Origin of the sequence: Dolichospermum circinale AWQC131C (assembly GCF_000426905.1) — a bacterium.
GTDB lineage: Bacteria > Cyanobacteriota > Cyanobacteriia > Cyanobacteriales > Nostocaceae > Dolichospermum > Dolichospermum circinale.
On sequence record NZ_KE384625.1, the window covers coordinates 1 to 11,860 of the forward strand.

Sequence of the window (11,860 nt, forward strand, 5' to 3'; positions counted from 1 at the left end):
TTTTATCAAGAAAAGATCACTATTCTTTTCTTCTTTACCTCGGAGAATGAAAACCCCCTGCTTCCCTAGCAGGGCGTTTTAAAGCCTCTCTCCTTGTAGGGCAGAGGTTTGGAGAGGCGTAAATTTATATATTAAAAAATTTTAAAACATCCTCTTAGGTACAACAATTAAGGGAATAAATTGAAAAATCAATATCAAACCTGCCCCTATTTGTCGCGCAAAGTGCTGTAATAGGAGGTGAATGGAAAAAGACGTGAGACAGAAAGCTTAGTTAGCGAGTCATGTTTTGCGAACGATATCTGCCCAGTCACCAATTACCAATCACCAATCACCAAAAATCATGTTTACCATTGACATTCAACAAAGACAATACAAAACTTACATCTTGTCGGATAAAACCGCTGGTACACAAATAGAAGTTGTTCCAGAAAGAGGCGGTATCATTACTAGTTGGCTGGTTCAAGGTCAAGAAATCTTCTATATGGACGCTGAACGCTTTACTCATCCTGATTTGAGCGTTAGAGGTGGTAATCCCATTTTGTTTCCTCTTTGCGGTAATTTACCAGATAATACTTATAATGTTGATGGAAACCCGTATACCATTAAACAACATGGTTTTGCACGGGAATTGCTTTGGACAGCAACGGAGCAAAATACACAAGACAAAGCCAGTGTTACCGTAGTTCTCAATAGCAATGAAGAAACAAAGGCCGTTTATCCTTTTGATTTTCAATTGGCTTTTACTTACGAACTCCAAGGTAATACTTTAGCAGTCCGTCAGGAATACAAAAATCTGTCATCTACACCCATGCCATTTTCCGCTGGTTTTCACCCTTATTTTCTCTGTGGTGACAAAAATCAGCTAGAGGTGGAACTTCCCTCTGGAGAATATCAAGACAACAAAACCAAGGAATTTCACGCTTTTAATGGCAAATTTGACTTTAGTCAAGATGAAATTGATTTTGCTTTTGGTGGACTAACCGCTAAATCTGCCGCTGTCACAGATAATAGTCGCAAATTCAAGCTCACCCTCAATTATGATGATTTTACCACCTGGTTGGTATTTTGGACTGTGAAGGGTAAAGATTTCTATTGTCTAGAGCCTTGGAGCGCCACCCGCAATGCTTTTAACACTGGTGATAACTTGACTGTTTTAGCGCCAGGAGCTAGTTGTACTGCGGCTTTCCAATTAATAGCAAATTTTTTCTAAAAACCCCTTGACAAAACCATGGCTGTTTATGGTATATTTATAAAGTTGGAAAAACAGCAAAAGGGTCGCTAACTCAACGGTAGAGTACTCGGCTTTTAACCGATTAGTTCCGGGTTCGAATCCCGGGCGACCCATTTTTTAGGTTAAAGTATAATTTCATTAGTTTTGTTTTTTTAAATACATATTTAATCAAATATTTTTAACTATTATTAATCATAATTCTTAAAAATGCTCATACTAGACTATCTATTACGGAATGTGGGAATAAATAAAATGCCACAGTGTGATGTGGTAATAGTTTTATTAAAAACTACTGAAAATCAATACAAGTCTCTCTTTCCAGATATTTTGCAGAAATCCTATAATTACTAAGCTAAATTGATCCTCTTTTGTAGTATAGTCGCCTGTAACAGTACCTTGGCGTGAGTTTTTCAGGAGTTAAAGAATGTCCATACCAGCAGACCCAGTTAAATTGATGAAGCAAGAAGTTGGCAAGGCCGCCGCCAATTTGGTAAAATCAGGTTCGATAGTCGGTTTGGGTACAGGTTCAACCACAGCCTACACAATTCAGTATTTAGGAGAACGGCTCAAATCTGGAGAACTTAAGGATATTGTCGGTATTCCCACCTCATTTCAGTCAGAAGTTTTAGCAAAAGAGTATGGTGTTCCCCTCACTACTTTAGACGCTGTGGACCATATTGATATTGCTATAGATGGTGCGGATGAAGTAGATCCCCATAAAAACTTAATTAAAGGTGGTGGTGCGGCACATACCCGCGAAAAAGTTGTAGATTACTTGGCAACACAGTTTGTTGTGGTGGTTGATAGTGGTAAACTGGTGGATAAACTGGGTTCTGTGTTTGCTGTACCCGTAGAAGTCATCCCTATGGCGCTTACTCCTGTCACTAATGCTATTAAAGCACTTGGTGGTAAGCCCATACTGCGTATGGGTGTAAGAAAAGCCGGACCTGTGATCACTGACCAAGGTAATATGGTTTTAGATGTGACATTTGATAGCATTGATGACCCTGTAAATTTAGAAAAAACCCTGAATAATATTCCTGGTGTTTTGGAAAATGGTATTTTCGTCAATTGTGCAGATATCGTTCTTGTCGGTGAGGTTATTGACGGTAAACCTGTTGTTAGACAGCTTTAATTTTTTGATGTAATGGTGTAAGTTAATGGTTAGAAAAAAGGAAGAAAATGGTTTTTTAGTACCCTTTTTTCTAACTGAAACTCAATAAATTATCTATTGAGTCTGGTATCAGTGAACGGGATTTTTTTGTCTCAGGCAAAGGCGCAAAGGTCGCAGAGGAAGAGAGAAATACCTGAACATATTTGATTATTTATATTTATTATTTCTATAGTTTAGTTGATCAGATTAGCTAAGTAACATCAAATCTACATTTTCACCAATGTCAAAACAACTGAAATTACCTCTAAATTTACTAAGTGATAAAAAACAATTCACTTTTATTGATCTCTTTGCTGGTATTGGTGGATTTAGAATTGCTTTAGATAAATTAGGTGGTCAATGTTTAGGCTATTCTGAAATAGACAAACAAGCAATTAAAGTTTATCAGCAAAATTTCATTAGCTACTTTAATAAACATGAAATTGAATTAGGAGATATCACAAAAATTACTGAACTTCCGGCTAATGTTGACATCATTGTTGGTGGTGTTCCCTGTCAACCTTGGTCTGTTGCTGGTTGTTTAAGGGGATTTGAAGACAAAAGAGGAAAATTATGGTTTGATGTCATTCGACTAGTAAATAAAAATCAACCTAAAGGATTTATATTTGAAAATGTTAGTGGATTAGCAAGTCCTAAAAATCGGGATAATTTGGAACTAATTCTCAATCAATTAGCAAATATAGGATATTGTGTGAAATGGAAAGTTCTGAATGCTTACGATTTTGGTTTACCTCAAAATAGAGATAGAGTTTTTATTGTTGGGATTAGAGGGGATATGGAAAGATGTCAGGAGTATAAATTCCCTAAATCTTTGAATATTCACCCAAAAGTTTTAGATGTTTTGGATGAATTTAAAAATATTAATTTTGTTGAAAAAGTTAAACTAGATGCAAATACTTTATTTAAAGGTGTAATTCCACCATCAAGAACGAGATTTCAAAAAGATGATGAGTTAAATGATTTTTTTATTTTTTCTGATTTAAGAAATGGACATACAACAATTCACTCTTGGGATATTATCAAAACCAGTGATAGAGAAAAAATGATTTGCTTAACACTTCTTAAATATAGAAGAAGTAAAAAATATGGAGATAAAGATGGTAATCCTTTATCTTTTGAAAATTTCCGAGAAATCATCACGGATATAAAAATCAGTGAGTTAAATAAACTGCTGGAAAAAGGAATATTCCGTTTAACTGCTGATGATAAGTATGAATTTGTAAATTCTAAAAATATGACAGGTATTAATAATATTTATAGAATTATTTTACCGACTGCTGAGATTTTCCCAACTTTAACTGCTACTGGTTCTAAAGACTATATCGCAACTGTATCTATTCATGCTAGTCATCCCCAGGAATATAAAAATCTTTTCTTAGAAAAAATTTATCAACCTCATAAATATATACCAATTACTGCAAAACACGCTTGTAAATTACAAGGATTTCCTACAGATTTTGAATACCATACAAAAGATGAAGTAGCTAAAAAGCAGTTTGGTAATGCTGTTCCTGTACCTGTGGTTGAGTATGTAGCTAAAGAATTACTAAGAATTATTGACATCTAAACTAATTTGGATAAAAAATATCATGAAATTCCTTTGCAAAGTTTTCTTGTCCTAATTGAATAAAAAGTGATTGTAACTCCTCAAATGTATTTTCCTTTCCAGAACAAAAATCCCAAAATTCATTTTCAACCCATATATCTTGGGTAATATCTAGAGGAGAACTAGATAACATACTTTTTTTCTCTTCATACCAAGATTTTTTAAAAGGATTAAAAGGAATGGCAATACGCGCTTCTAGGTTAGCATCAGGATTTTTAGCAAGTCTGTAAGCATACCATTCCAGCATTTGTTTGTTGAATTTTTTAAAATCACCTTGATTTGACTGTGTAGTTTTAATGTCAAATATATACTCAATTCCATCTTTAGACAAATGAAGATCAACTCCAGTTCCCGTTGAAGGAGATATGTATTTCTTGATGTCTTGAGGATTTATTTTTAAAGCAGCATTTTTTAGACTTTGTATACATTCTTTTGTTGAAATTCTCCTATTATTAGGCTTATTTTCTCGTTCGGACACTAATCTATCTAATTCACTCTGCATGGGAAATGGAGTTGGAATTAATATTTTCTCTTTAATGATTTCAAATCCATTTAACTCTGCTAAAGTTTTAGCTATAGGTTCCCAACAAGTTGTTCCTAAACTTGTTTCTAGTCCACCAATCAGAGAACGTATGCGTCTTTCTTGGGGGAAAATATCATCTAATACTTGGTAATTTTTTATTTTCTTACCTTTGAAAAAATTTCTAATTGATTTTTTGAGATTTTCCTTGATGATTTGTTTAATATCGTTATCCATATTTGATTATTCCCAGTCATTACACTCGTCTATATAACTAAAAATCACGCTAAATAGATAATTTCTAGTTTATCACCAATTACCCATTACCCATTACCCATTACCAATTAGCCATTACCTATTACCAATTACCCATTATTCATTCTCCTGGGTACAACTAATACTTTATCAACTCGATTTCCGTCCATATCCATAACTTCAAACCGCATATTATCCAATTCAAAATGATCTGCTGCTGCGGGAATACGTCCTAAATGGGTAATCACAAAACCTCCTAATGTTTGATAATTTCCTCTTTCTTCAGTTTCTAATTCTTCGAGATCAAATAGTTCTAAAAACTCTTCTATTCCTAACATTCCATCTACTAACCAAGAACCATCTTCCCTTTGTACTGCTTGGGGTTCTTCTTGTCCTGGTCCTGCGGGAACATCACCGACTATTTCACTCATGATATCATTCAGGGTAACTAATCCTTGAATGACTCCATATTCATCTACGACTAAGGCCATGTGAGTCGCAGTTTGTTTAAACAGTTCTAAAACTCTTAATCCCCTTGTACTTTCGGGAACAAATACCGGTTGACGTAATCCTAGAGTTAAGTCTAAGGGTTCATTACGTAAACTTCTGGCTAGTAAGTCGGTGACAGGAATTATACCCAGAACTGTATCCAATCCCCCTTGACAAACTGGATAGCGAGAGTAGGCGCTTTCGGTCATTTTTTGGCGGTTTTCTTCAGCAGGATCTTCCAAGTCTAACCAGACTATATCAGGTCTGGGTGTCATAAAGGAGGTAACGGGGCGATCGCCTAATCGGAAAACCCGTTCTACCATGTCTTGTTCGGCTTCTTCAAAGGTCCCTGCTTCCGTACCTTGTTCGATTAAAATTTTAATTTCTTCTTCTGTGACTTGGGGTTCTTCTGAGGGTGTAATTCCTAAAATTCGCAATACTAGGTCTGTAGATGCACTCAAAAGATAAACTACAGGTGAGGCGATTCTTGCTAAAGCCCGCATAGGTATAGCTACAAAGGAGGCGATTTTTTCGGGGTTATTTAAAGCGAGACGTTTGGGTACAAGTTCACCGACAATTAGGGAAAAATAGGTAATGAGTAAAACCACTATCCCAAAGGCGATCGCATTACTATAATTGGCTAAAATGGGGACTAGCTTAATATAGTCTTCTAGTCTTTTGGCAATAGTAGCACCCCCGAACACACCATTAAGAATATTAATCAGTGTAATCCCCACCTGGACAATAGACAAAAAATGATTGGGAGATTCTGCTAATTTTAATGCGGCCCTAGCGTTAATATCCCCTTGGTTAACTAACTGCTGTAGTCTAACTTTCCGGGACGAGACTACGGCCATTTCCGACATGGAAAACACACCGTTAGCGAAAATTAGCACCAAAATTGTGAAAAGTTCAAAAGAGAGGGAAGACATTTTTAAAATTGCTGGTATAAAGAGTAAAATTATACAGAGTTCCCAAGTTTGGGCTAATGTTAATTAAATCTGACTTATTTTAGTATCCATTATTTTAGGTGATTCTCTTAAATACTTTGACTATAAACAAAGTAATAGTCAGATTTCTTCTATCTATTAGCAGTTAAGAGTCTAATTATCAAGTGAATAATAGGGTGTGTTACGGCCATACAATAGACATCTGGAGGTAAAAATTGTAGAAACGTTCCATGGAATGTCTCTACAAGGGCTTCAAAGGACGTACATTTAATTTTCATAAGAGTCTCATCACTTGGGAGTTTGAGAGATGAAGGATTAGTCTTAAATGCACCATAAAATTTTATTGTGTTACGCTGACAGTAACACGCTTACTTGTAGCTGTTACTAGAGTTATACAAATTAAATCCAGTACGTTTGATCTAAGGTTCACTTGATAAATCATTTCTAGGCTAGATTTTTCCCCCTTCACTGTCAAGAGAGCGATTAAAACTTTTAAAATAGTTGATCTCAAAGGCTTCTAGATTTTCACATCGGTAACGACTTCCAATTTAGCGTAAAACTTATGCCATTTTCTTCTATTGTCCGTGCTTTGTCCCGATCTTTGCTGACCGCAGAACTAATTACTAAACTCAACAAACAACAGGAATTGCGGTTAAATGGGATTTCTCGTCTCCCCAAGGGACTAGTAGCTTCAGCATTAGCAAATTATGAAGATCATAATTTGTGTGTGGTCTGTGCTACTTTGGAGGAAGCTGGGCGGGTTTTCGCCCAAATGGAAGCAATGGGCTGGAAAACTGTCCATTTTTACCCTACTTCGGAGGCTTCTCCCTACGAACCCTTTGACCCTGAAAATGAGTTAAGTTGGGGACAAATGCAGGTTTTAGCTGATTTGGTTAATGGTCAGTTGCAAAAGCAAAAAACGGCTATTATTGCTACTGTGGGGGCGTTACAGCCTCATTTACCACCACCGGAAGCGTTTAAATCATTTTGTGTCACTTTAGAAAAAGGAATGGAATTTGATTTAGATGGGTTTGGGGAAAAAATCACGGTTTTGGGATACGAACGAGTTCCCTTGGTGGAAACTGAAGGACAATGGAGTAGACGGGGGGATATTGTAGATGTGTTTCCCGTGTCTTCTGAGTTACCTGTGCGCTTGGAATGGTTTGGCGACGAAATTGAACAAATTCGGGAATTTGACCCTTCTACCCAGCGTTCAGCTTTGGATAAGATAGAAAAAATCACTCTCACTCCCACAAGTTTCGCACCGATAATTTTCAACGGACTGAAAAATTTACCAAATGTAGAGACGTACCATGGAACGTCTCTACAAGAATTAGGAACATTAGAGGGGAGTCGGCGGTTTTTAGGGTTGGCTTTTACAAGACCCGCTTCATTACTTGACTATTTACCTAAAAATACTTTTGTGGTTATTGATGAGCCAGAACAATGTTATGCTCATAGCGATCGCTGGGTGGAAAATGCTCAAAGTCAGTGGTCAGTAGTCAGTGGTCAGTTATCTGTTGAATTACCTAAAATTCATCGTAATTTTGATGAGTGTATAGCAGAAATTAGTAATTTTAAAAAGTTATATTTATCGGAATTATCAGAAGAAAATAGTGGTTTGAATTTGGGGAGTAGACCTTTACCCGTGACTCCTCACCAATTTGCTAAATTAGCGGAGACAATTAGAAAAGAACGCCATCGCAATTTTGCAATTTGGATACTTTCGGCTCAACCTTCCCGTTCAGTTTCGCTACTACAAGAACACGATTGTCCCGCGCAGTTTATTCCCAATCCTCGTGATTATCAAGCCATTGATAAACTACAAATTAATCATACACCAATTGCTCTAAAATATTCCGGTTTAGCAGAATTAGAAGGTTTTATTTTACCTTCTTATCGCTTAGTTATTGTCACCGATAGAGAATTTTATGGACAACATTCCCTAGCTAATTTTGGCTATGTCCGTAAACGTCGTCAAGCAACATCTAAACAAGTTGATCCTAATAAATTACGTCCAGGGGATTTTGTTGTTCATCGTAGTCATGGAATTGGCAAATTTGTCAAATTAGAAAGTCTGACAATTAACGAGGAAACCCGTGATTATTTAGTTGTGCAATATGCAGATGGTTTATTAAGAGTTGCTGCTGATCAAGTTGGTTCTTTATCTCGATTTAGAACTAATGCAGATAAACCTCCAGAACTACATAAAATGACTGGAAAAGCTTGGGATAATACTAAGAATAAAGTCAGAAAAGCGATTAAGAAATTAGCAGTAGATTTGTTAAAATTGTATGCAGCGCGATCGCAACAACATGGTTTTTCCTATCCCCCAGATATGCCTTGGCAAGAAGAAATGGAAGATTCTTTCCCTTATCATCCTACCACAGATCAACTAAAAGCGGTACAAGACGTGAAACGGGATATGGAAAGTGAGAGACCCATGGACAGGTTAGTATGTGGAGATGTCGGTTTTGGTAAAACTGAAGTAGCAATTAGGGCAATTTTTAAAGCTGTCACCGCAGGAAAGCAGGTGGCACTTTTAGCACCAACGACAATTTTAACTCAACAACATTATCACACAATTAAAGAACGTTTTGCACCTTATCCAATTAATGTAGGTTTACTCAATCGCTTTCGTAGTGCGGAAGAAAAACGGAATATTCAAAAACGTCTCGCAACTGGGGAATTAGATATAGTTGTCGGTACACATCAATTATTAGGAAAAAGTGTACAATTTAAAGATTTAGGACTTTTAGTAATTGACGAAGAACAAAGATTTGGAGTTAATCAAAAAGAAAAAATCAAAAGCTTGAAAACTGAAGTTGATGTTTTAACTCTTTCCGCTACCCCTATTCCCAGAACCTTATATATGTCATTATCAGGAATTAGGGAAATGAGTTTAATTACCACTCCACCTCCAACGAGAAGACCAATTCAAACTCATCTCGCACCCCTAAAACCGGAAATTGTTAGAAGTGCAATTCGTCAAGAATTAGATCGAGGTGGCCAGGTATTTTATGTAGTTCCGCGAGTGGACGGAATTGAAGAAACCACTGCAAATTTGCGAGAAATGGTTCCTGGAGGAAGATTTGCGATCGCTCATGGTCAAATGGACGAAAGTGAGTTAGAATCAACCATGCTGACTTTCGGAAATAATGACGCGGATATTCTTGTTTGTACGACAATTATCGAATCTGGTTTAGATATTCCGCGAGTTAACACAATTTTAATTGAAGATGCTCACCGTTTTGGTTTATCTCAATTATATCAATTGCGGGGTCGGGTCGGTCGTGCGGGAATTCAAGCTCACGCATGGTTATTTTACCCCAAACAAAGAGAATTATCCGATGCTGCTAGACAAAGATTAAGAGCAATTCAAGAATTTACTCAACTCGGTTCTGGATATCAATTAGCAATGCGAGATATGGAAATTCGTGGGGTGGGTAACTTGCTAGGTGCAGAACAATCTGGTCAAATGGATGCAATTGGCTTTGATTTGTATATGGAAATGTTAGAGGAAGCAATTCGAGAAATTAGAGGTCAGGAAATACCCAAAGTTGAAGATACGCAAATTGATCTTAACCTCACTGCATTTATTCCTTCCAATTACATTACTGATCTTGATCAAAAAATGAGTGCTTATCGCGCTGTAGCCACGGTAAAATCAAAATATGAATTAAAACAAATCGCTGCTGAATGGACTGATAGATATGGTACTATACCCCTACCAGCAAATCAACTATTGCGAGTTATGGAATTAAAACAATTGGCTAAAAATTTGGGATTTAGTCGCATTAAACCAGAGAATAAACAGCATATTGTTTTAGAAACACCAATGGAAGAACCAGCTTGGAATCTATTAGCAGAAAAGTTAACTTCAAATATGAAATCTCGGTTTGTTTATTCTCCAGGAAAAGTGACAGCAAGAGGTTTAGGAGTTTTTAAAGCAGATCAACAATTGCAGACTTTAATTGATACTTTCATGAAAATGCAAGGTGCAATTGCTGAAACTCCTTGAGTTTGATTTTGTAGATTTTGTAGTAGATTTTGGAGGTTGGGTTAAGCGACAGCGCAACCCAACAACAGTATTAATTAATCTTGGGTTTATTTTAATCATATTAAGGTATCAGTATTGTAAAATGTATTCGATTATCTATCCTAAAAGACTGTGACATTGCTTCAATACGACTTTCTATATCGCTTTCTGAAAACGGCTACTGTTAACGTAGTATCTAATATGACTATTCCCCTGTCCGGTGCAATCAGCGTAGCGTTCTTGGGACACTTATCAAGCATTAGTTATTTAGCAGGAGTGGGATTAGGTGCTATTTTGTTTGATTTTCTCTATGAGAGTTGTTCGTTTATCAAGTCAGGAACAACCGCAGTTACATCTCAAGCCGTTGGCAGAGATGATCGAGAAGCAATGTTGTTAGCAGGACTACAAAATGTCTTAATTGCTTTGGGATTGGGTATCCTGTTTCTGCTACTGCAATACCCTATAGGGAAGCTAGGTTTTATGTTGTTAAATACTAGTTCAGACGTAGAACTTGCTGGTATGGCTTATTTTCAGGGACGAATTTGGGGAGCGCCTGTGGCTTTAGTCAATTTCGTCTTAGTTGGCTGGTTTCTTGGCAGAGAAAAAAATCGTCAAGTCCTTTTACTAACTGTTATAGGTAACATTGCTAATGTTCTACTCAATTACGTTTTCATTGTGCTTTGGGATTGGTCAAGCATGGGGGCTGGATTGTCCCAAGCTATCAGCCAGTATATAACTTTATTTGTAGGGCTGGTGATGATTAGCCGTGAAGTTACGTTCCAAGAAGTAGTTCATTTACTAGGGAAAGTCCGCAGTTTTTCCGCATTGCAAAATCCTTTTGTTCTCAACAGCAATCTATCTGTTAGGTCTGTAGTTATCGTATGTATTTTTGTTCTTTTTAATGTTTTTAGTGCAACATTAGGAACTAATATTTTGGCGGAAAATATTTTACTTATGCAAGTAGTAGCGTTAAGTATGTATATGTGTGATGGAGTAGAATACGCTACAACAACTTTAACAGGTAACTTTCAAAGTCAAGGCCAAACACATAAACTCGTCCCACTTTTGCAAATTGCATTAGGAACTAATCTGGTAATTGGTTTAGTAGTTGGGTTGGCTGCTGTCTTTTTTCCTGACCCCATATTTAATATATTCACTAACCATTCTGAATTGGTAGAAGCAATTAGAGTTTATATTCCTTGGGTGCTGCTTGTTGTAGTGTGGTCGGGATTTGCTTATATTTTAGATGGATATTTTGCTGGCTTGGGTGAGGGAGTTGCTGTACGCAATACATACTTAATCAGTGGCTTGCTGGGATTCATCGGTCTATGTTTATCAACTTTCTATTTTCATAGCAATCATTTTTTATGGTTGGCTCTATTCATATTTATGTTATCCTGTACTCTGACTCTGGGAATACAGATACCCATGACTTTGCCATCAAATGAGGAAAAAGAAACTGTTGTCAACTCATAATCAAATTTAATTTATCTGGATAAGTAGGTGAGCGGAAAAAAACCGACATAAGTAACGAAAAGTAAAGTTGCCCAAAACCTCTTCCCTGTTCCCTGTTCCCTGTTCCCTGTTCCCTGTTCC

General features: G+C 36.7%; 7 protein-coding genes and 1 tRNA gene. 6 read left to right on the forward strand and 2 right to left on the reverse strand.

All coding sequences use genetic code 11. The features are described from left to right. Positions 1 to 340 precede the first annotated feature (340 nt). The 4 genes from ACIR131C_RS0115310 (at position 341) to ACIR131C_RS0115325 (ending at position 3,972) form a co-directional block, all read left to right on the forward strand. Positions 341 to 1,210: an aldose epimerase family protein gene (locus ACIR131C_RS0115310; RefSeq protein WP_028090907.1), complete on the forward strand. Its 870-nt coding sequence runs from the start codon at positions 341 to 343 to the stop codon at positions 1,208 to 1,210. 62 nt (positions 1,211 to 1,272) lie between these two features. Further along, positions 1,273 to 1,344 (forward strand) — tRNA-Lys (locus ACIR131C_RS0115315). A gap of 311 nt (positions 1,345 to 1,655) precedes the next feature. Then, on the forward strand, positions 1,656 to 2,366 hold the full coding sequence (gene rpiA, locus ACIR131C_RS0115320; RefSeq protein WP_028090908.1) for a ribose-5-phosphate isomerase RpiA: 711 nt from the start codon (positions 1,656 to 1,658) through the stop codon (positions 2,364 to 2,366). 259 nt (positions 2,367 to 2,625) lie between these two features. Next, positions 2,626 to 3,972 (forward strand): DNA cytosine methyltransferase, encoded by a 1,347-nt coding sequence (locus tag ACIR131C_RS0115325; RefSeq protein WP_196811782.1) that lies wholly within the window; start codon positions 2,626 to 2,628, stop codon positions 3,970 to 3,972. A gap of 1 nt (position 3,973) precedes the next feature. Here ACIR131C_RS0115325 and ACIR131C_RS0115330 read toward each other — a convergent pair whose 3' ends face one another. Next, a complete protein-coding gene (locus ACIR131C_RS0115330; protein WP_028090910.1) occupies positions 3,974 to 4,768 on the reverse strand; it encodes a TdeIII family type II restriction endonuclease in 795 nt (264 codons plus the stop codon). Between the two features lie 128 nt (positions 4,769 to 4,896). Continuing rightward, complete coding sequence (locus ACIR131C_RS0115335) at positions 4,897 to 6,207, reverse strand: hemolysin family protein (protein ID WP_028090911.1); 1,311 nt, start codon at positions 6,205 to 6,207, stop codon at positions 4,897 to 4,899. Between the two features lie 580 nt (positions 6,208 to 6,787). On the opposite strand from ACIR131C_RS0115335, the gene mfd reads away from it, so the two are divergent. Together mfd and gntT are read left to right on the forward strand one after the other, a co-directional pair. Then, on the forward strand, positions 6,788 to 10,246 hold the full coding sequence (mfd, locus tag ACIR131C_RS0115340) for a transcription-repair coupling factor (RefSeq protein WP_028090912.1): 3,459 nt from the start codon (positions 6,788 to 6,790) through the stop codon (positions 10,244 to 10,246). A 150-nt stretch (positions 10,247 to 10,396) separates the two neighbouring features. Beyond that, entirely contained in the window at positions 10,397 to 11,740 is a 1,344-nt protein-coding gene (gene gntT, locus ACIR131C_RS22910; RefSeq protein ID WP_035372215.1) for a guanitoxin biosynthesis MATE family efflux transporter GntT, read from the forward strand. Positions 11,741 to 11,860 lie beyond the last annotated feature (120 nt).